The sequence below is a fragment of the Rhizobium sp. CSW-27 genome, assembly GCF_018760785.1.
Classification (GTDB): domain Bacteria; phylum Pseudomonadota; class Alphaproteobacteria; order Rhizobiales; family Rhizobiaceae; genus Neorhizobium.
This window is the reverse complement of the sequence record NZ_JAHHZO010000001.1, coordinates 517,283-535,900: the sequence shown is the minus strand read 5'-3', so window position 1 is coordinate 535,900 and position 18,618 is coordinate 517,283. Positions and strand designations below refer to the sequence as shown.

The following is an 18,618-nucleotide window of genomic DNA, read 5'->3' as shown; positions in this document are numbered from 1 at the left end:
GCATCTATATCGGCGTCGGTGCCGATCCGTAACGTGCGACACTTGCTGGCACCGGATCAGGGCAGGGCGTCATAGCCGTCGGCAAAGCCGGTCAGTTCGATCGGGATGCCGATGCGGTCCTGGTCGGCGGATTCGCGCAGCGCGAAGACGGCGCTCTTGCCGGCGCGCAGGATGCGCATCAATTCGTCATCGATGCCGACCTCCACATAGCAGCCCTCGGAAAAGCAGCGGGTGAAGCCGGCGCGGCCGATGTTCTTGCCGTCGACGTAAAGTTCCATGCCATCCGACAGAAGCACGCCGAGCGGTGCGAGGATGCGCAGGATGCGCGCCTTGCGGTCCGCGGTCTTGAGGATGACGACGGAGAGGCCCACTTCCGGACGGTCGTCGGCCACCACGTTCTGCATCAGCGCGCACTGCTCCACCGAGGAGCCGGCGGGCTTGTCGCACAGGATCGACCAGGCGCCGTGATTGCCGCGCACATTGCCCTGCTGCTGGGGGGAGAGGGGCTGCGGCTGCGAGGTCTGCGGCCGGGCCTGCTTGTCTCCCGCCTGCGGCGCTTGTGCCATGGCGACGCTTGCAAGCAGGAGCCCCGGTAGGAGGGCTGCCAGCGTGGCGGCACGCAGGAAGGGAAAACGCATGAATACCTCTGTCTTTCGAATCAGTCGTGCTATTCTTGTCGCCGGGCGGGGTAATGAAAAGCCCTGACGTCTTTTCAGTTGAGTGCGGCGAAAATGCGGAGCCGCCGGCAAGCTTGCGGCAACCACCATACACCATTCTTTCCCCCGGAATTGACAACGCGCAAAAATGCCGCACGGGGCAACGGGGATGAACCCCTTGGCGCATATTGCGGCAGTTGGCAAACTGTGATTGAACCGATAGGCTATAGCTTGGGAAATTGCGTGGCGATCTGATCCAGATCAAACGCTTGGGGAGAGAAATCGTGATGAACAGAGCCTTTGCAGCCATTGCTGCGACGATCTGTCTGCTCTTCGCTTCGGGGGCGGGAGCGGACCAGCCAGTGCCGTGGCAGCTGGACCTCCAGCAGCCGGTAACGTCGATCATGCACGAGATCAAGTGGTTCTCGCATTATACACTCTGGTTCATCGTGCCGATCACGCTGCTGGTGCTGGCGCTTCTGGTCTGGGTCGTGGTGCGCTACCGCGCCAGTGCCAATCCGGTGCCGTCGCGCACCAGCCACAACACCACCATCGAGGTGGTCTGGACGCTCGGCCCGGTTCTCATCCTGCTCTTCCTGGCGATCCCGTCCTTCAATCTGCTCAACGCCCAGCTGACCATGCCGGAAAATCCGGACGTGACGGTGAAGGCCACGGCAACCCAGTGGCTGTGGAGCTATGAATACGAAGGCATGGAAAATCCGGTCGGCTTCGACAGCTACCTGCTGGCCGACAAGGACCGCGAGAAGGCCGGCAAGGAAGATCGCGCCCGCTATCCGCGCCTGCTGGCGGTGGACAACGAACTGGTGCTGCCGGTCAACAAGACCGTGCGCATGCTGGTGACGGCCGCCCCCACCGACGTGATCCACGCCTTCGCCATGCCCGCCTTCGGCATCAAGATCGATGCCGTGCCGGGCCGTCTCAACGAGACCTGGTTCCGCGCCGAGAAGGAAGGCCTCTATTACGGCCAGTGTTCCGAACTCTGCGGCAAGGACCATGCCTTCATGCCGATCGCCATCCGCGTGGTCTCCGAAGACCAGTACAAGACCTGGCTTGCCGCTGCCGGCTCCGATCTGCCCGGCGCCTATCGCCAGCTGATGGCCGCAACCGATGCGCCGGCACGCGCCGTTGCCGTCGCGTCGAACTAAGGGGAGTGAGGACAATGGCTGGACATTCGACCGATCACGGTCATCACGCCCGCGTCGCCGATGGCGCGCATGCCCATGATGACCATCATGACCACAAGCTGAGCTTCTTCGATCGCTGGTTCAAGTCGACGAACCACAAGGACATCGGCACGCTCTACCTGATCTTCGCGATCTTTGCCGGCATCATCGGCGGCCTGCTCTCGGTCTTCATGCGCATGGAGCTGCAGGAGCCCGGCATCCAGATCTTCCATGGCCTTGCCGCCATGGTCTACGGTTTCGAGGGTGACGCGGCGATCGACGGCGGCAAGCACATGTACAATGTGTTCACCACCGCACACGCCCTCATCATGATCTTCTTCATGGTCATGCCGGCGATGATCGGCGGCTTTGCCAACTGGATGATCCCGATCATGATCGGCGCGCCGGACATGGCCTTCCCGCGCCTCAACAACATTTCCTTCTGGCTGATCGTGCCTGCCTTCATCCTGCTCTTGCTCTCCATGTTCGTGGAAGGCCCGGCAGGCGCCTATGGCGTGGGCGGCGGCTGGACCATGTATCCGCCGCTGGCAACGAGCGGCCATCCGGGGCCGGCGGTCGATCTGGCGATCTTCGCGCTGCACATTGCGGGTGTCTCCTCGATCCTCGGTGCGATCAACTTCATCACCACCATCCTCAACATGCGCGCGCCGGGCATGACGCTGCACAAGATGCCGCTGTTTGCCTGGGCGGTGCTGGTTACGGCCTTCCTGCTTCTGCTGTCGCTTCCGGTTCTTGCCGGCGGCATCACCATGCTGTTGACGGACCGCAACTTCGGCACCACCTTCTTTGCGCCGGAAGGCGGCGGTGACCCGATCCTCTACCAGCACCTGTTCTGGTTCTTCGGTCACCCGGAAGTCTACATCCTGATCCTGCCCGGCTTCGGCATCATCAGCCACATCATCTCGACCTTCTCCAGGAAGCCAGTCTTCGGCTATCTCGGAATGGCCTATGCCATGGTTGCCATCGGCGCCGTCGGCTTCATCGTCTGGGCCCACCACATGTATACGGTCGGCCTGTCGCTCGATGCGCAGCGCTACTTTGTCTTTGCCACGATGGTTATCGCGGTACCGACGGGCGTGAAGATTTTCTCCTGGATCGCCACCATGTGGGGCGGGTCGCTGACCTTCCGCACGCCGATGATCTGGGCGATCGGCTTCATCTTCCTGTTCACGGTCGGTGGCGTCACGGGCGTCCAGCTCGCCAATGCCGGCCTCGACCGCTCGCTGCACGACACCTATTACGTGGTGGCCCACTTTCACTACGTGCTGTCGCTCGGCGCGGTCTTCGCCATCTTCGCGGCCTGGTACTACTGGTTCCCGAAGATGACCGGCTACATGTATTCCGAAACCCTCGGCAACCTGCATTTCTGGGTGATGTTCGTCGGCGTGAACCTCGTGTTCTTCCCGCAGCACTTCCTCGGCCTTGCCGGCATGCCGCGCCGCTACATCGATTATCCGGATGCCTTTGTCGGCTGGAACTATGTTTCCTCGATCGGCTCCTATATCTCCTTCGTCGGCGTCCTGATCTTCCTCTACTGCGTCTGGGAAGCCTTCGCCAAGAAGCGCGTCGCCGGCGACAATCCGTGGGGCGAAGGTGCGACCACGCTGGAATGGCAGCTGTCCTCGCCGCCGCCGTTCCACCAGTGGGAGCAGCTTCCCCGCATCAAGTGAAACAACTGTCCGGCGCGGGCCCCGGTCCGCGCCGCTGAACGACGATAAACAGCAGGAATGACAATGGTCACCATCGACAATCACGCAGATCTCCGGGGGGAGGAGCAGGTGCGCCTCTCCGAAGCGGGAGCGCGCGATTTCTTCGAGCTTCTGAAACCGCGCGTGATGTCGCTGGTGGTGTTCACCGCCTTTGCCGGGCTGCTTCTGGCGCCCGGCAGCATCAATCCGGTGATCGGCGCCATTGCCATTCTGTGCATCGCGGTGGGGGCGGGGGCCTCCGGCGCGCTGAACATGTGGTACGATGCCGATATCGATGCGGTGATGACGCGCACTGCCCGCCGTCCCATTCCCGCCGGCCGCATCCGGCCGGAGGAGGCGCTCGCCTTCGGCATGACGCTCGCAACCTTTTCCGTGGCGATCCTCGGCCTGGTGGTCAACTGGTTCGCGGCAGGCCTGCTCGCCTTCACCATCTTTTTCTATGCCGTGGTCTATACCATGTGGCTGAAGCGCTCCACGCCGCAGAACATCGTGATCGGCGGTGCCTCCGGTGCGTTTCCGCCGATGATCGGCTGGGCCTGCGTGACGGGCGGCGTGTCGCTCGACAGCGTCGTGCTGTTTCTCATCATCTTCCTGTGGACGCCGGCGCATTTCTGGGCGCTTGCACTGTTCAAGATGCGCGATTACGGCTCCGTCGGCATTCCGATGATGCCGAACGTGGCCGGCGAACGCGCCACCAAGCACCAGATCGTCGCCTATGCCGTGCTGACGGCCGCGATTGCCGTCGTGCCGGCCGTCACCGGGCTGGTCGGCTGGGGCTATGGCCTGTTTGCCGCACTGCTCGGCGCCATCTTCATCGTCTGTTCCCTCGCCGTCTGGCGCATGCCGGAGGGCGACCAGAAGATGACCGCCGCCAAGCGGATGTTTGCCTACTCGGTGCTCTATCTGTTCGCGATCTTCTCGGGGCTGATCGCAAGCCATTACGGCGAGCACGTCATCGGCCGGTTGGGAGGCTTGCTGTGATCGAGACGATCCGACCGACGGAGGCCCAGAAGAAATCGCGGCGCGGGCGCAATGTGGCGCTCGGCGTGGTGCTCGCGGCGCTCGTTCTCCTCTTCTACGTGGTGACGATCATCAAGCTGGGCGGAATGGGCTGAACGGGACGGGGAGGAGAACGGGATGGCCAGTCAGCAGCAGACAAGGATCAACGAGGCAGGCAAGCCCGCCGGCAATCGCCGTGTCAGCAACAGCGCGATCCTGGCCGGCTGCGTCGCCTTCGTCTGCGGCATGGTGGGCGCCGCCTATGCCGCGGTTCCGCTCTACCGGCTGTTCTGTCAGGTTACCGGCTATAACGGCACCACGCAGCGCGTCGAGCAATATTCGGATACCGTGCTCGACCGCACCATCCGCGTCACCTTCGATGCCAACACGTCCAGTGGCCTGAACTGGGACTTCAAGCCGGTGGACCGGATGGTGGAGCCGAAGATCGGCGAGACCATCCAGATCAGCTACAAGGCGACGAACCGTTCCGCGACGACGACGACGGGCACGGCCGTCTTCAATGTGACGCCGATGGAAGCGGGCGCCTATTTCAACAAGGTGCAGTGTTTCTGCTTCACCGAAACCACGCTGAAGCCGGGCGAAACGCTCGACATGCCGGTGGTGTTCTTCGTCGATCCGGAAATCGTCAAGGCGGAAGAAACCAAGAATATCAGGAATATCACGCTGTCCTACACTTTCTATCCCAGCCAGGGGGCAAAGCCGGTCGCCGGCTTGAGGGATGAGAAGGCGGACGGCGGGAAGAAGTTGTGAGAGAGGGTTCTGCCGCGCGAGCGGGAGGGCTTGAGGAGAAACATCGGGGACTGATCACATGGCGCAAGCGCACCAGAAACAACACGATTACCACATCATAGACCCGAGCATCTGGCCGCTGATGGCCTCGATCGGCGCCTTCGTCGTCACGTTCGGCGGTGTCGGCTACATGCGCTATCTGCATGGCAGCGAGTTCCACATCTTCGGCATGAATCTCGCCAATCCGTGGATCTTCTTCATCGGCCTTGCCATCCTCATCTATACCATGGTCGGCTGGTGGGCGGACACGATCAGGGAAGGCCGTGAGGGGCACCACACGATGGTCGTGTCGCTGCATCTGCGCTACGGCATGATCATGTTCATCGCCTCCGAAGTGATGTTCTTCGTTGCCTGGTTCTGGGCCTTCTTCGATGCCAGTCTCTATGCCAACGAGGCAATCCAGGCGAGTCGTGTGGGCGCAACCGGTGGCCAGTGGCCGCCGAAGGGCATCGAGGTGCTCGATCCCTGGCACCTGCCGCTCTACAATACGGTGATCCTGCTGCTCTCCGGCACCTGTGTCACCTGGGCGCACCATGCGCTCTTGCACAACGACCGCAAGGGCCTGGTGAATGGCTTGGCGCTGACGGTGGCGCTCGGCGTGCTGTTCTCCTTCGTGCAGGTCTACGAATACATGCACGCGCCGTTCGACTTCAAGAATTCGATCTATGGCGCGACCTTCTTCATGTCGACCGGCTTCCACGGTTTCCACGTTTTCGTCGGCACCATCTTCCTGCTGGTCTGCCTGATCCGCGCCATCAATGGCGGCTTCACGCCGCAGAAGCATTTCGGCTTCGAAGCCGCCGCCTGGTACTGGCACTTCGTGGACGTGGTCTGGCTGTTCCTCTTCTTCGCCATCTATATCTGGGGCGGCTGGGGCGCACCGCTGGCGCATTGAGGGGCCGGGAGTGAGCGGTCGGGATTGAGCGGCCGGCTTTGACCGTTGACAATGCGAGGGGCGGTAATACCGCCCCTTTTCAGTTAGGCGCCTTCAGCCAGCTGCCATGCCGGGCGCGCAGAAAGGATCGACACGATGCCACAGGACCAGGCACATTATCCGCCGCAGCATGCCGTTTCCACCGGCCTGCGTGGTCATTGCCCCCGCTGCGGTCAGGGCAGACTGTTCGATGGGCTTCTGAAGGTGAGGCCCCGCTGCACCGCCTGCGGGCTGGATTACGGCTTTGCCGATGCCGGTGATGGTCCGGCGGTGTTTGTCATGCTGCTTGTCGGCTTTCTGGTCGTCGGCTTTGCGCTCTGGTTCGAATTCACCTTCCATCCGCCGGTCTTTCTGCATGTCATCGTCACGCTGCCCTTCGCCGTGATTGTCTGCCTCGGCAGCCTGCGGATGCTGAAGGGCCTGCTGATCGCGCTGCAATATAAGCACAATGCCAGCGAGGGCCGGATCGACCGTGAATGAGCCGAAAGCCGTGATGAGCAGGACGAAGATCATTGCGACCGGTGCGATTGTGCTGCTGGCGCTCGCTATCCTTCTGTCGCTCGGCACCTGGCAGGTACAGCGGCTCTACTGGAAGGAGGGGCTCCTGGCGCAGATCGACAGCCGCCGCAATGCCGATCCCGTCGATCTGGCCGTCGCAGAGCAGGTGATCGCGAAGGGCGAAGACGGCGAATATCTGCATGTGCGGGTCAGCGGCACCTTCGATCACGCCCGCGAGCGGCACTTCTTTGCCACCTTCGAAGGCCAGAGCGGTTTTTACGTCTATACGCCGTTGTCGCTTGCCGATGACCGGTTTCTCTGGGTCAATCGCGGTTTCGTGCCGTACGACCTGAAGGAGGCGGACACGCGCGCTGCGGGGCAGGTGGCAGGTGTGGTGATGCTTTCCGGCTATGTTCGGAACCGCCTGGGCGCAAAACCGTCCTCGCTGCTGCCGGACAACGAACCGGGAAGAAATATCTTCTACTGGAAGGACTGGCAGGTGATGACGGCAAGCGCCGGCCTCACCCCCGCCACGGTTCTGCCCTTCTTCGTGGATGCCGATGCGACAGTGAGGAATCCGGGCGGTCTGCCGAAGGGCGGGGTGACCCAGTTCGACCTGCCGAACAACCATCTGCAATATGCCGTCACCTGGTACGGGCTGGCCGCCGCGCTGGTGGCGGTGGCGGGCCTGATGCTGTTCCGGCGCAAGCCATAAAGGCGAGGGGCTGCGTGATCCTTGCCGGCGGGGAGCGCAACCGGCGTTTTTGAAGAGGGGGAGTTTTCATGACAGTCGTTTCGAACCTGCTGGTGGCGCTGGTGGCGCTCGAGCATGTCTATATTCTGGTGCTCGAAATGTTTCTCTGGACGAAGCCGCAGGGTCGCAAGGCGTTTGGCCTCTCGCCGGAGCGCGCCGAGGCGACGAAGGTGATGGCCGCTAACCAGGGGCTCTACAACGGTTTCCTCGCGGCGGGCCTCATCTGGGCGCTTGTGCATCCCGATCCGGCCTTTGCCTTCCAGCTCAAATTGTTTTTTGTTGGCTGCGTGCTGGTCGCTGGCCTATATGGGGGTGCAACGGCCTCGCGGAAGATTTTCGTCATTCAGGCGCTTCCGGCGGGGCTCGCTTTTCTTGCCGTCCTGATTGCAGGTTGACTGAATGAACATGCATGTGAACCGACCGCCGCTGACCATCCGCCTGTGCGGACCGCGCGGCTTTTGCGCCGGTGTCGATCGGGCGATCCAGATTGTCGTCTTGGCGCTGAAGGCCTATGGCGCGCCGGTCTATGTGCGCCACGAGATCGTGCACAACCGCTATGTGGTCGAGGGCCTCGAGGCCAAGGGCGCGATCTTTGTCGAGGAGTTGAACGAGATCCCGGCCGAACATCGCCAGCAGCCGGTGGTGTTTTCCGCCCATGGCGTGCCGAAATCCGTGCCGGAGGATGCGCAGGCGCGCAATCTCTTCTATCTCGATGCGACATGCCCGCTGGTCTCCAAGGTGCACAAGCAGGCCATGCGCCACCAGCGGCTTGGCCGCCACGTGGTGCTGATCGGCCATGCCGGCCATCCGGAGGTGATCGGCACGATGGGGCAGTTGCCGGAAGGCACGGTTTCGCTGATCGAAACCATCGAGGATGCTGAAACCTATCAGCCCACCGATCCGGACAATCTCGGTTATGTCACGCAGACGACGCTTTCGGTGGATGACACGGCCGGCGTCATCGCCAAGCTGCAGGAGCGTTTTCCGAACCTCACCGCACCCGCCGCCGACAGCATCTGTTATGCCACGACCAACCGGCAGGAGGCGGTCAAGCAGGCGGCCCCCGGCTGCGATCTCTTCATCGTCGTCGGCGCACCGAACTCCTCCAATTCCAAGCGGCTGGTGGAAGTGGCCCTGCGCGCCGGCGCCACCCGCTCGCTGCTCGTCCAGCGGGCATCCGAAATCGACTGGTCGCAGGTCGGCGAGATCCGCACGCTCGGCATTTCCGCCGGCGCGTCCGCACCGGAGGTCATCGTCGACGAGATCATCGAGGCCTTCCGGGAACGGTTCGACGCCAAGGTGGAACTGGCAATCACGGCGGAAGAGAACGAGCATTTCCTCGTCAATCGCGAACTGCGCAACATCGAACTCACCCGCGAGGATATGGCCTGGGTGAACGGGTGAGGGGGCAGGCGCCAGCCGACAAAACGCTCCACTGGAGCGCTTTGAACTGCGAGCGCGCCGCGAGCCAAGGGCGAAGGGCCGGGGCGTAAGACAGGAACGGTCAGGCTAAGGGCCTTACTTGACCCCATCCGAGTTCAATAACATATTATGCGCAGTCCGTGTTATTGAAGGAGGTTCGGGTGAACATTTCCATTGGCGAACGCTGGGAAAAGTTTGTCGAGGCCACGGTTGAATCGGGTCGTTACGGTTCTGCCAGCGAGGTTGTGCGGGAAGGCCTTCGGCTTGTGGAGGAACGTGAAGCCCGTCTGAAGGCATTACGCGACACCCTGGCTGCGTCGATTGCAGAAGGCGGTGCCAACAGCGACGAGGATGTCGGTTCAGCTTTGGACACTGAGGTGGAAGCTCTCATCAAAAACGGCTACTGATGTGCCACGCCTTGTCTTTCTCAGTAGCGCAAAACGCGACCTGATCATCACGTTGCGTTACATTGCGGAGCAGAGCGGCTCCGCTATTGCAGCACGCGCGTTCGTTGATCGCATACGCCGAAAATGTCGTGATCTGTCCGTTTTGCCTGGCATTATCGGGCGGCCGCGCCCGGAACTCGGCACAGATATTCGCAGTCAGGTCTTTCAGGGTTACGTGATCTTCTTTCGCTACAGGGACGACTCATTTGAGGTGATCAATATCCTGCACGGGCGTCGCGACATCGACAGTTATTTCCGCGAAATCCCGCCAACAGATGATCGTGCGTAAGCGTCAGTTCCGCCCCGCCCCCAATTCCTGTGCCCATCCCGTCCATGGGACTAGCCAGTCTGCCATCCCCCTGTGTATGCCTTGTGCGAGACTGGCTGGGAGATCAGCCATCAAGTTGCAGGGGCAGAACCAGTGGCCGTCTATACCGATATCAGCGAAACCGATCTGAGGGCCTTCCTCGCCCAGTATGATGTGGGAGAACTCACCTCCTACAAGGGCATTGCCGAAGGGGTGGAAAACTCCAACTTCCTGCTGCACACGACAAAGGACCCGCTGATCCTGACGCTTTACGAAAAGCGCGTGGATGCCGGCGATCTGCCGTTTTTCCTCGGCCTGATGCAGCATCTGGCGGAAAAGGGCCTGTCCTGCCCGCTGCCTTTGCCGCGCCATGACGGAAAGCTGACGGGAGAACTGTCCGGCCGGCCGGCGGCGCTCATCTCCTTCCTCGAAGGCATGTGGCTCAGAAAACCGGAGGCGGTTCATTGCGAGCATGTGGGCCGGGCGCTCGCTGAAATGCACCTGGCGGCGGCCGATTTTGCCATCCGCCGTCCCAATGCGCTGTCGCTCGATGGCTGGATCGATCTGTGGCAGAAGGCCGCCGCCCGCGCCGACGAGGTGCAGGAAGGGCTGGAGGCGGAGATCGGCGACGAGCTGGATCATCTCTCGGGCCATTGGCCGAAAGATCTGCCGGCCGGTGTCATCCATGCCGATCTCTTCCAGGACAATGTGTTTTTCCTCGGCGACAAACTGTCGGGCCTCATCGACTTCTATTTCGCCTGCAACGATCTGCTCGCTTATGACGTGGCGATCTGCCTGAATGCCTGGTGTTTCCAGCCGGATGGTTCCTACAATTTTGCCAAGGGTGCGGCGATGCTCGCCGGTTATCAGGCGGTGCGGCCGCTCTCGGCGGAGGAACGGGCGGCGCTGCCGATTCTTGCGCGCGGTTCGGCGTTGCGGTTTTTCCTTACCCGTCTCTACGACTGGCAGATGACGCCGGAAGGCGCGCTGGTGGTGAAGAAGGACCCGCTCGAATACCTGCGCAAATTGCGCTTCCACCGCGCCATCGTCTCGCCCACCGAATACGGGCTGGAGGTTTCGGCATGAAACAGGTGGAGATCTTTACCGATGGCGCCTGTTCCGGCAATCCGGGGCCGGGCGGCTGGGGCGCCATCCTGCGTTATGGCGAAGTGCAGAAGGAGCTTTATGGCGGCGAGGCGGACACCACCAACAACCGCATGGAACTGCTGGCGGCGATTACAGCGCTGAATGCGCTGAAAAGCCCGTGCGAGGTCGATCTGCACACCGACAGCAAATATGTGATGGACGGCATTTCCAAGTGGATTTTCGGCTGGAAGAAGAACGGCTGGAAGACCGCCGACAAAAAACCGGTGAAGAATGGCGAGCTGTGGCAGCAGCTCGATGAAGCCAACCAGCGCCATAAGGTCAAGTGGCACTGGGTCAAGGGCCATGCCGGCCACCCGGAAAACGAACGGGCCGACGAACTGGCGCGGCTCGGCATGGCGCCGTTCAAGACGCGCTGACAGAATTGACCGTGGCCTCGTGAAGGCTTGCGGCAGGCGAGGGAGGAAAACCATGATCCTGCACTGCGTGTTTCTGAGGCTGAAGGCGTCGCTGCCGGCAGCCGATAAACAATCGATCTTCGAGGATCTCACAAAACTCCAGGCGATCATCCCCGGCATCGTCAGCATCAAGACGGGGCCGAACGTCTCGCCGGAAGGCCTGAGTGGCGGCTTCCGTGACGGTTTCGCCGTGACCTTCGAGGATGCGGCGGCGCGTGACGCCTATCTCGCCCATCCCGACCACATGGCCGTCGGCGACCGCATCGTCACCGCCTGCGACGGCGGCTTGGCGGGGCTTTTGGTGTTCGATCTGGAGGTGTGAGAGACGGCTGAAAACCCCTCCCCAACCCCTCCCCACAAGGGGGAGGGGCTAACCCGGCCGCTCCGCCTGGCGCTCCATCACCGATAGCGGATCGATTTGGGCAACTCGATGCCACTCGCGGTCTCCCCCCCTTGTGGGGGAGATGGCGGCAGCCAGAGGGGGAGCCCTCAAAAACGAAGTAAGGGGCCGCCGCATCGGCAGCCCCCAATAAAACTCAGCTGCCTTTGCTCATCGCAGCGGCGAGCTGGTCCACATTGTAGCGGAACATTTTCTCATAGGTGGGTGCCGGGCCTTTGGCCTTGGACAGCGCTTCCACATAGAGCTCGCCGCCCGGTTCCGCGCCGGTCGCCTTGGCCACCTGTTTGACGAGGCGCGGATCGTTGGAGTTTTCGAAGAAATAGGTCTTTACGTGTTCGGCCTTGATCTGGTCGATCAGCTTGGCGACATCGGTGGCGGAGGCTTCGCTTTCGGTGGAGACACCGAGCGGCGCGAGGAAGGTCACCTTGTATTCACGGCCGAAATAACCGAAGGCGTCGTGGCTCGTCAGCACCTTGCGGCGGTCTTCCGGCACCTTGCCGATCTTTTCGCGCGCATAGGCGTCCATGGCGTCGAGCTTTTTCGTATAGGCTTCGGCATTCGCCTTGAAGGTGGCGGCATAAGCCGGATCGGCGGCGGAGAGCGCCTTTTCGATATTGGCGACCCAGACCTTCACATTGACCGGGCTGTTCCACACATGCGGATCGGTCACCGTCTTGCCGTCCTCTTCCATGGTGCGGGTCTTGATGCCCTCCGAGGCGGTCACCGGCTTGCCCTTGAAGCCGGAGGCCGAAATCAGCCGGTCCATCCAGCCTTCGAGGCCCTCGCCGCTGACAAAGACGACATCGGCCTCCTTCAGCTTCTTGGCGTCGCTCGGTGAGGGCTCGAATTCGTGGGGGTCGCCATCGGGGCCGACGAGGCTTGCCACCCGCACCTTGTCGCCGCCGACCTGGTGAACGACGTCGGCGAGCACTGTGAAGGAGGCGACGGCTTTGAGTTCAGCGGCGGAAACCGGGGCGCTGAAGGCAAGCATGGCGGGAATGGCCGCTGCAGAAAGAAGCAGATGGCGGAGTGACATCGGAGGGTTCTCCTTCAGGTTAGCCCGTCAGATGCGGGCGGGGAAAATAGCGCCGGGCAAGGCCGGACGGCGCGATGAGGATCGACAGGCCGTAGAACAGCGCGGCGGTGACGATGATCGTCGGGCCGGAGGCAAGCTCCAGATGGTATGAGGCGATCAGCCCGAGATAGCCGGAAACCAGCGCCGTGCCGGAGGCAACCACCAGCATCACCGGCAGGTTGCGCGACCACAGCTGCGCGATTGCCGCCGGCAGCATCATCAGGCCGACTGCCATCAGCGTGCCGAGCGCCTGGAAGCTGGCAACGAGGTTCAGCACCACCAGCACCAGGAAGGCGACGTGATAAAGCGGCCCGTGCCCGCCGACGGCACGCAGGAAGCCGGGATCGAAGCATTCCGCCACCAGCGGCCGGTAGATGATCGCAAGCGCCACCAGCGTCACGGAGGTGATCACGCCGATCTGCGTCAGCGCTTCGGAATCAATGGCGAGGATCGTGCCGAACAGCACATGCAGCAGGTCGATATTCGAGCCGCGCAACGATACGATCAGCACGCCGAGCGCGAGCGAAGTGAGGTAGAAGCTGGCGAAACTGGCATCTTCGGCCAGGCTCGTCGCGCGCGAAACGGCACCGGCGAGCAGCGCCACCGAAAGCCCGGCAATCAGTCCGCCGATCCCCATGGCGGTCAAGGAGAGCGACCCGGCCACCAGATAACCGATCGCCGCCCCCGGCAGCACCGCATGGCTGAGCGCATCGCCCATCAGGCTCATTCGCCGCATCATCAAAAAGACGCCGATCGGCCCGCAGCCGAGCGACAGGCAGAGGCAGGCGACAAGCGCCCGGCGCATGAAGCCGTAATCGGCAAGCGGGGCGAGGAAGAGATCGTAGAGGCTCATGCAGCTGGCTCGCAGACGGCGGCGTTCTCATCCCAGCGCTCGGCCATGGCGCGCGCCTTGAGCAGGTTGGCCGGCGCCATCACCTCCTCGGTCGGCCCCCAGCCGATCAGTTCGCGGGCAATCAAAAGGGTTTGCGGAAAATGCGTGCGCACCTGGTCGAAATCATGCAGCACGGCCACCACCGTGCGGCCCTCGCCATGCCAGCGGGTGACCAGCGCCAGCAGATCCTGCGTGGTGCGGGCATCGATCGCGGTAAACGGCTCGTCGAGCAGGATCAGCCGGGCCTGCTGCATCAGCAGGCGGGCAAACAGCACGCGCTGGAACTGGCCGGCCGACAGCGAGCCGATCGGACGCCGTTCGAAGCCTTCGAGGCCGACGGTCGAGAGGGCCTCATGAGCCCTGTCGCGGGCCGCCCTTGCCACGCGCCCGAAAGCGCCGCTCTGGTGCCAGTCGCCCAGAAGCACCGTATCCAGCACATTGATCGGGAACCGCCGGTTGATTTCGGCCGCCTGCGGCAGATAGCCGATCTCGCGGGCGGAAAGTCCGTGTTCGATGCAGCCTTCCGCCGGGTGAAGTTCGCCGACGATGGCCTTCAGCAGCGTGGATTTTCCCGCCCCGTTCGGCCCGGCAATCGCTGTCAGGCTCCCGGCCTTCAGCGTGCCGGAAACATGATGCACGGCCGGATGCCGGTCATAGGCGACCGTCAGATCCCGCAGGGTCAGCGCCGCGCCCTCACGCTGCATGGCGTCCTTGCCGGCCCCGCTCATGGCAATGCAACCGCCCAGCCGATGGCCAGCCACAGCCCGCCGATCAGGACAAGGGCGACCGCCACACGCGTCAATGCCGCCTGCTGCAACAGGCTGGAGGGGGAGGGAATACCGGACATGCTGCGCCTTCGCCATGTAACTTTGTAACGACGTTATGTTATAACGAATGCGGCAAGATGAAGGCAAGGGCAGGCTTCGGGAAAGCGCACCACCCGCAATGTCTGTTCTCCTGATCTTCGGGGTCAGGCAAAACGCGGCCGGAGGCTTCCTCCGCAGGGGCATCGCATGCGGCGTTGAGGCCGCGCATGAAGAAAATGAGGCGGCCGCCCCGCCGCTTGCCGATGCCTTCGGGCAAAATGAAAAAGCGGCCCTGGCGGACCGCTTTCCCTCGTCTCGTCGGTTGATGATCTCAGAACTCTTCCCAGCTTTCGGCTGCGGCACCGCCGCCGAGGGCGCCGGCCACCTTCGCCATCATGCGGCGGGCCGGGGATGGTGCAGGGGAGGGCGCGGGTGAGGCGGCGGGGGCATGAGCGGCCCGCACGGCCTCCGGTCGGCGCGGAGCGGCAACATCGTTTCCACCGAGGCGGAATTCGGAGACGATTTCGCGCAGGCGGCGCACTTCGCCGGCAAGGGCAGAGCTTGCAGCCGTCGATTCCTCCACCATTGCGGCATTCTGCTGGGTGGTCTGGTCCATCTGGTTGACGGCCGTATTGACCTCCGCCAGGCCGACCGACTGTTCCCTGGCCGAGGTGGCGATCGCATCCAGCTGGCTGTTGATCGCGATGACCTGATCCTCGATTACCTTCAGCACGTCGCCGGTCTCCTGCACCAGCTTGACGCCGGTGGACACCTCGTCGACCGAGTTACGGATCAGATCCTTGATTTCCTTGGCGGCCTGGGCCGAGCGCTGGGCAAGCTCGCGCACTTCCTGGGCGACGACGGCAAAGCCCTTGCCGGCTTCGCCCGCACGCGCGGCCTCCACGCCGGCGTTCAGCGCCAGCAGGTTGGTCTGGAAGGCGATCTCGTCGATCACGCCGATGATCGAGGAAATCTGGTTGGAGGACTGCTCGATCCGCTGCATGGCGGAGACGGCATTGGAGACCACCTCGCCGGAGCGGCGGGCCGACTTGTTGGCTTCCATCGCCACGTGACGGGCTTCCTCGGTGCGCTTGGAGGCATTCGACACATTGGTGGTGATCTGGTCCAGGGCTGCGGCGGTCTCTTCCAGCGAGGCGGCCTGCTGCTCGGTGCGCTTCGACAGGTCCTCGGCGCTCTGGCTGATTTCACGGGCGCCGCTGTCGATGGAGCCGGTGGCATTGGAGACGGCCCGCAGGCTGTCGGACAGCTGCTGGACGGCGGCGTTGAAATCGGCACGGAGTGCTTCGAAGTCGCGGGCGAAGGGCTCGCTGAGGCGGAAGGTCAGGTCGCCGCTGGAGAGATGCTTCAGCCCCTCCGCGAGGCCGGAGGTGGCCTGCGCCATCTCCTGGGCACGCTGGCGCTCGGCTTCGGCGGCACGGGCGCGTTCGGCTTCGCTGGCGCTGCGGTTGGTTGCCGCGTCGCGCTCCAGGTCGCGGGCCTTGAGGCCGTTGTCCTTGAACACCTGCACGGCCTGGGCCATGCCGCCGATCTCGTCGCGGCGGTCGGTTCCCTCGACCGTAGCCGTCAGGTCGCCATTGGCGAGCGTCTTCATGGTGACGGACAGGGCCTGGATCGGACGGACCAGCCAGGTGCGCACCGCCAGGAATCCGGCGGTCAGGGCAAGCACCAGAGCCAGAACCACGGTGCCGAGCGTCATGATGGCGGCGCTGTGGACGCTGGCGGTCAGTGCCTCGCTTTCGCGCGCGGCAGCATCCACCATCTGGCTGGTGACGGTGGTAAAGCGGGGGGAGAGTTCGGCGAAGGCCGGCTGGCACTGCTGCAGGAACAACTGCTGCGAGGCGGTGATTTCCTCCTCGGTGGTGGCGGCCTTCCCGGCGGCGATTGCCGCGGCACAGGTGGTGTCGATCACCTGCAGCCCGCTGGCTTTCAACTGCCCGATCTCCGGGGTGCCCGGCATGGCGGCAGCGGCCACATCCATGAACTTGACGAAGCTCTGTCGCGCCTCCTGCAGGCTTGCCACCGCACGCGCATTCGCTTCCTCCGAGCGGGCCATCATCAGGTCGCCGATGCTGGCGCGTGCCGACTGAAGGCTGCGGTTGGAGCGGGCCAGATAGAGCGAGGCGCTGGTTTCTTGTTCCAGCAGGCCGCTGTAGCTCTCGTCCACGCTGTAGAGTTGCTGGCTCTCGTAAAGCGAAAGGCCGAAGGTCATCAGGCCGAATGCGGCCATGATGGTGAGAAATTTACCGACGATGGAAACGTGCTTCACGTGAACTCCCGTTGCCCTGGAAAGCGCAGTGCCGGGAGCATTCATTGCCTGGCATGCCGTTGAAGTGATCATGGTTCCGGAACAGTTCATGCCGGCAGACGGCGGTGGCCACGATGTCACTGACCGCGGTCGAACAGCCTGATGCAGTCCAACGTCAGTCCGTTCTTTATTAGCAATACATGTTTAGAATTTGCTTAATGAGCGGATACCCGCTTCGTCCGGCGTCATCGGCAGCCGTTCGCATGGCCGGGCGCCACCGGCACAAAAAAGAAGGCGGCCCCTGCGGGGACCGCCTTGCGGAAAGATCGGTGCGAAACGATGCTCAGAGCTGTTCCAGCATGGCGGCGGCGCCGGAAACGGTGGCCTGGCCGGCATTTTCCTCGATGTTGAGCGACTTCACCACGCCGTCTTCCACCAGCATGGAATAGCGCTTGGAGCGCGTGCCGAGGCCGGCGGCCGAGAGGTCCATGTCAAGGCCGAGCGCCTTGGTGAAGGCGGCATCCCAGTCGGACAGGAAGTGGATCTTGCCCATGCCGCCGCTCTTCTCCGCCCAGGCGCCCATGACGAACCAGTCATTGACCGAAAGCACGGCAATGTCGTCCACGCCGCGCTCCATCAGCGCATCGCGGTTTTCCAGGTAGCCCGGCAGGTGGTTCATGGAGCAGGTGGGGGTGAAGGCGCCCGGCACCGCAAACAGCACCACCTTCTTGCCCTTGAACAGGGCGTCGGTCGTAACCTCGACCGGGCCATCGGCGGTCTTTTCCTTGAAGGTGGCGGCAGGCAGGCTGTCTCCGACGGAAATCGTCATGATGTTCTCCTTGATGGAAATGGAAGGTCGGCAAATCCGTCCGCGACTATAGAGCGGGCTCAATCGAAGGCAAGCTTGGTTTCCATGGCGCGATTGCCGGCAATCACCAGAATGTCCCAGTGCTTGTCCTTACCGCCGGTGCCGGGCGGGCGCTTGCCGAAGGGCATGTCGACCACGTAATGCCCGTCGATCATGCGGGGATTGGCCTGGTCGAACAGCACCTGCCCGCCCGGCGTCGCCACGAAGATCTGCGGCTTCTCGATCCCTTCCGGCAGCCGCAGCGCAAGGCTCAGCTTCTCGCGCCCGGCGGTCAGCGCATAATGGGTGACGCTGAAATCGTCGGACGGCCGCTCGGGAAGCTTCCGGCGGGCCTCGTCGAGGATCATGTTTTCCTCCAGCGGCAGGCCGGCGTTCCTGGTCAGGTCCACCTCGAAATCCGCCTGGAAGGGAATGCAGATGTTGCGGCACAGCCCGATGAAGGCGCTGGCGCGGATCTTCAGCGGTGCGGCGGGATCGTCCACCTTCAATGTGAATGGCAGGGTGACGGCGTGGTCATAGCCGAGATCCTTCAGGCCGCCTGCATCGAACAGGCGCGGTACGGGAAACTCCATCTTCTGCAGGGTAATGCCCTCGCCGGGATCGAGCGAGATCTGCGGCGGAATGCCGGCCTGTCCCGGCTCCTTCCAGTAGGTGATCCAGCCGCGACCCGGCTCGATCTGCAGCGCGCCCTCCACGGTGCCGTCGGCCTTGGCCGGCAGGGCAATGATTCGCATGCGCCCGCCGTCATTCTGCGCCCAATCGCTGGTTGCGGCCTGGCTGCCATGAGCCAAAAGCACGGCTGCTGCCGCAAGCAGGGCGGCTTTCGCATGACGGCGGAACGGCGGAAGCATTTTGGTGATCATGACGCCAGATTTAGACGAGGCGCGCAGCACCTTCCAGTCACAACCTTGAAAAGTACATCATTTTCGGTTGATTGCGGATAAGGCCTGCCCCATCTTGCTCTGGTGCGGGTCGTATCGGTCAGCGCGTGGCCGGCGCCCGCCAACGG

General features: G+C 63.0%; 23 protein-coding genes. 15 read left to right on the top strand and 8 right to left on the bottom strand.

The annotated features are described in order from the left end of the window. Positions 1–56 precede the first annotated feature (56 nt). A complete protein-coding gene (locus KLP42_RS02755; RefSeq protein WP_215564576.1) occupies positions 57–638 on the bottom strand; it encodes an invasion associated locus B family protein in 582 nt (193 codons plus the stop codon). Positions 639–943: 305 nt separating this feature from the next. Between KLP42_RS02755 and coxB the strand changes: the two genes are divergently transcribed. From coxB to KLP42_RS02680, 15 genes are all read left to right on the top strand, one after another. After that, positions 944–1,822 (top strand): cytochrome c oxidase subunit II, encoded by an 879-nt coding sequence (gene coxB / locus KLP42_RS02750; RefSeq protein WP_215564573.1) that lies wholly within the window; start codon positions 944–946, stop codon positions 1,820–1,822. A gap of 14 nt (positions 1,823–1,836) precedes the next feature. Further along, positions 1,837–3,531: a cytochrome c oxidase subunit I gene (gene ctaD, locus KLP42_RS02745; protein WP_215564571.1), complete on the top strand. Its 1,695-nt coding sequence runs from the start codon at positions 1,837–1,839 to the stop codon at positions 3,529–3,531. Positions 3,532–3,594: 63 nt separating this feature from the next. After that, the gene (locus tag KLP42_RS02740; protein WP_215564569.1) at positions 3,595–4,551 is read left to right on the top strand and encodes a heme o synthase; all 957 of its coding nucleotides are present in this window, start codon (positions 3,595–3,597) and stop codon (positions 4,549–4,551) included. Then, positions 4,551–4,685, top strand: coding sequence for a cytochrome c oxidase system small membrane protein (locus tag KLP42_RS02735; RefSeq protein ID WP_502941261.1), 135 nt, complete (start codon positions 4,551–4,553; stop codon positions 4,683–4,685). Before KLP42_RS02740 ends, KLP42_RS02735 begins: the two co-directional genes overlap by 1 nt. Before the next feature lie 22 nt (positions 4,686–4,707). Next, entirely contained in the window at positions 4,708–5,340 is a 633-nt protein-coding gene (locus tag KLP42_RS02730) for a cytochrome c oxidase assembly protein (RefSeq protein WP_215564567.1), read from the top strand. A gap of 58 nt (positions 5,341–5,398) precedes the next feature. Then, positions 5,399–6,274, top strand: coding sequence for a cytochrome c oxidase subunit 3 (locus tag KLP42_RS02725; protein WP_215564564.1), 876 nt, complete (start codon positions 5,399–5,401; stop codon positions 6,272–6,274). 135 nt (positions 6,275–6,409) lie between these two features. Then, a complete protein-coding gene (locus tag KLP42_RS02720) occupies positions 6,410–6,793 on the top strand; it encodes a DUF983 domain-containing protein (protein ID WP_215564562.1) in 384 nt (127 codons plus the stop codon). Then, entirely contained in the window at positions 6,762–7,526 is a 765-nt protein-coding gene (locus KLP42_RS02715; RefSeq protein WP_215564560.1) for an SURF1 family protein, read from the top strand. The genes KLP42_RS02720 and KLP42_RS02715 overlap by 32 nt, the downstream gene beginning before the upstream one ends. A 68-nt stretch (positions 7,527–7,594) precedes the next feature. Continuing rightward, positions 7,595–7,960, top strand: coding sequence for a DUF1304 domain-containing protein (locus tag KLP42_RS02710; protein ID WP_215564558.1), 366 nt, complete (start codon positions 7,595–7,597; stop codon positions 7,958–7,960). A gap of 4 nt (positions 7,961–7,964) precedes the next feature. Further along, complete coding sequence (ispH, locus tag KLP42_RS02705) at positions 7,965–8,969, top strand: 4-hydroxy-3-methylbut-2-enyl diphosphate reductase (RefSeq protein ID WP_215564556.1); 1,005 nt, start codon at positions 7,965–7,967, stop codon at positions 8,967–8,969. 179 nt (positions 8,970–9,148) lie between these two features. Continuing rightward, entirely contained in the window at positions 9,149–9,394 is a 246-nt protein-coding gene (locus tag KLP42_RS02700) for a type II toxin-antitoxin system ParD family antitoxin (RefSeq protein WP_215564554.1), read from the top strand. A 1-nt stretch (position 9,395) separates the two neighbouring features. Beyond that, on the top strand, positions 9,396–9,722 hold the full coding sequence (locus KLP42_RS02695; RefSeq protein ID WP_215564552.1) for a type II toxin-antitoxin system RelE/ParE family toxin: 327 nt from the start codon (positions 9,396–9,398) through the stop codon (positions 9,720–9,722). Positions 9,723–9,854: 132 nt separating this feature from the next. Then, positions 9,855–10,826 (top strand): homoserine kinase, encoded by a 972-nt coding sequence (locus KLP42_RS02690; protein ID WP_215564550.1) that lies wholly within the window; start codon positions 9,855–9,857, stop codon positions 10,824–10,826. Beyond that, on the top strand, positions 10,823–11,263 hold the full coding sequence (rnhA, locus tag KLP42_RS02685) for a ribonuclease HI (RefSeq protein ID WP_215564548.1): 441 nt from the start codon (positions 10,823–10,825) through the stop codon (positions 11,261–11,263). The genes KLP42_RS02690 and rnhA overlap by 4 nt, the downstream gene beginning before the upstream one ends. A gap of 52 nt (positions 11,264–11,315) precedes the next feature. After that, positions 11,316–11,624, top strand: a complete 309-nt coding sequence (locus KLP42_RS02680; protein WP_215564546.1) for a Dabb family protein — start codon at positions 11,316–11,318, stop codon at positions 11,622–11,624. Between the two features lie 214 nt (positions 11,625–11,838). Here KLP42_RS02680 and KLP42_RS02675 read toward each other — a convergent pair whose 3' ends face one another. From KLP42_RS02675 to KLP42_RS02650, 7 genes are all read right to left on the bottom strand, one after another. Then, positions 11,839–12,738 (bottom strand): metal ABC transporter substrate-binding protein, encoded by a 900-nt coding sequence (locus KLP42_RS02675; RefSeq protein ID WP_215564544.1) that lies wholly within the window; start codon positions 12,736–12,738, stop codon positions 11,839–11,841. Positions 12,739–12,757: 19 nt separating this feature from the next. After that, positions 12,758–13,630 carry a metal ABC transporter permease gene (locus KLP42_RS02670; RefSeq protein ID WP_215564542.1) on the bottom strand — a complete coding sequence of 291 codons (873 nt, stop codon included), beginning with the start codon at positions 13,628–13,630 and terminating at the stop codon, positions 12,758–12,760. Continuing rightward, positions 13,627–14,397 carry a metal ABC transporter ATP-binding protein gene (locus tag KLP42_RS02665; RefSeq protein ID WP_252192703.1) on the bottom strand — a complete coding sequence of 257 codons (771 nt, stop codon included), beginning with the start codon at positions 14,395–14,397 and terminating at the stop codon, positions 13,627–13,629. Before KLP42_RS02665 ends, KLP42_RS02670 begins: the two co-directional genes overlap by 4 nt. Continuing rightward, complete coding sequence (locus KLP42_RS27090) at positions 14,394–14,516, bottom strand: hypothetical protein (protein ID WP_286675427.1); 123 nt, start codon at positions 14,514–14,516, stop codon at positions 14,394–14,396. The genes KLP42_RS02665 and KLP42_RS27090 overlap by 4 nt, the downstream gene beginning before the upstream one ends. 290 nt (positions 14,517–14,806) lie before the next feature. Next, positions 14,807–16,762 (bottom strand): methyl-accepting chemotaxis protein, encoded by a 1,956-nt coding sequence (locus tag KLP42_RS02660; protein WP_215564540.1) that lies wholly within the window; start codon positions 16,760–16,762, stop codon positions 14,807–14,809. A gap of 322 nt (positions 16,763–17,084) precedes the next feature. Then, positions 17,085–17,570 carry a peroxiredoxin gene (locus tag KLP42_RS02655; RefSeq protein ID WP_215564539.1) on the bottom strand — a complete coding sequence of 162 codons (486 nt, stop codon included), beginning with the start codon at positions 17,568–17,570 and terminating at the stop codon, positions 17,085–17,087. Between the two features lie 59 nt (positions 17,571–17,629). Further along, positions 17,630–18,472: a protein-disulfide reductase DsbD domain-containing protein gene (locus KLP42_RS02650; protein WP_252192701.1), complete on the bottom strand. Its 843-nt coding sequence runs from the start codon at positions 18,470–18,472 to the stop codon at positions 17,630–17,632. Between the last annotated feature and the right edge of the window lie 146 nt (positions 18,473–18,618).

Excerpts from the sequence above, each read along its gene's own strand:
- KLP42_RS02755 (WP_215564576.1), bottom strand. The coding sequence starts at position 638 with ATGCGTTTTCCCTTCCTGCGTGCCGCCACGCTGGCAGCCCTCCTACCG.
- coxB (WP_215564573.1), top strand. The coding sequence starts at position 944 with ATGAACAGAGCCTTTGCAGCCATTGCTGCGACGATCTGTCTGCTCTTC.
- ctaD (WP_215564571.1), top strand. The coding sequence starts at position 1,837 with ATGGCTGGACATTCGACCGATCACGGTCATCACGCCCGCGTCGCCGAT.
- KLP42_RS02740 (WP_215564569.1), top strand. The coding sequence starts at position 3,595 with ATGGTCACCATCGACAATCACGCAGATCTCCGGGGGGAGGAGCAGGTG.
- KLP42_RS02730 (WP_215564567.1), top strand. The coding sequence starts at position 4,708 with ATGGCCAGTCAGCAGCAGACAAGGATCAACGAGGCAGGCAAGCCCGCC.
- KLP42_RS02725 (WP_215564564.1), top strand. The coding sequence starts at position 5,399 with ATGGCGCAAGCGCACCAGAAACAACACGATTACCACATCATAGACCCG.
- KLP42_RS02720 (WP_215564562.1), top strand. The coding sequence starts at position 6,410 with ATGCCACAGGACCAGGCACATTATCCGCCGCAGCATGCCGTTTCCACC.
- KLP42_RS02715 (WP_215564560.1), top strand. The coding sequence starts at position 6,762 with ATGCCAGCGAGGGCCGGATCGACCGTGAATGAGCCGAAAGCCGTGATG.
- KLP42_RS02710 (WP_215564558.1), top strand. The coding sequence starts at position 7,595 with ATGACAGTCGTTTCGAACCTGCTGGTGGCGCTGGTGGCGCTCGAGCAT.
- ispH (WP_215564556.1), top strand. The coding sequence starts at position 7,965 with ATGAACATGCATGTGAACCGACCGCCGCTGACCATCCGCCTGTGCGGA.
- rnhA (WP_215564548.1), top strand. The coding sequence starts at position 10,823 with ATGAAACAGGTGGAGATCTTTACCGATGGCGCCTGTTCCGGCAATCCG.
- KLP42_RS02680 (WP_215564546.1), top strand. The coding sequence starts at position 11,316 with ATGATCCTGCACTGCGTGTTTCTGAGGCTGAAGGCGTCGCTGCCGGCA.
- KLP42_RS02675 (WP_215564544.1), bottom strand. The coding sequence starts at position 12,738 with ATGTCACTCCGCCATCTGCTTCTTTCTGCAGCGGCCATTCCCGCCATG.
- KLP42_RS02670 (WP_215564542.1), bottom strand. The coding sequence starts at position 13,630 with ATGAGCCTCTACGATCTCTTCCTCGCCCCGCTTGCCGATTACGGCTTC.
- KLP42_RS02665 (WP_252192703.1), bottom strand. The coding sequence starts at position 14,397 with ATGAGCGGGGCCGGCAAGGACGCCATGCAGCGTGAGGGCGCGGCGCTG.
- KLP42_RS27090 (WP_286675427.1), bottom strand. The coding sequence starts at position 14,516 with ATGTCCGGTATTCCCTCCCCCTCCAGCCTGTTGCAGCAGGCGGCATTG.
- KLP42_RS02655 (WP_215564539.1), bottom strand. The coding sequence starts at position 17,570 with ATGACGATTTCCGTCGGAGACAGCCTGCCTGCCGCCACCTTCAAGGAA.
- KLP42_RS02650 (WP_252192701.1), bottom strand. The coding sequence starts at position 18,472 with ATGATCACCAAAATGCTTCCGCCGTTCCGCCGTCATGCGAAAGCCGCC.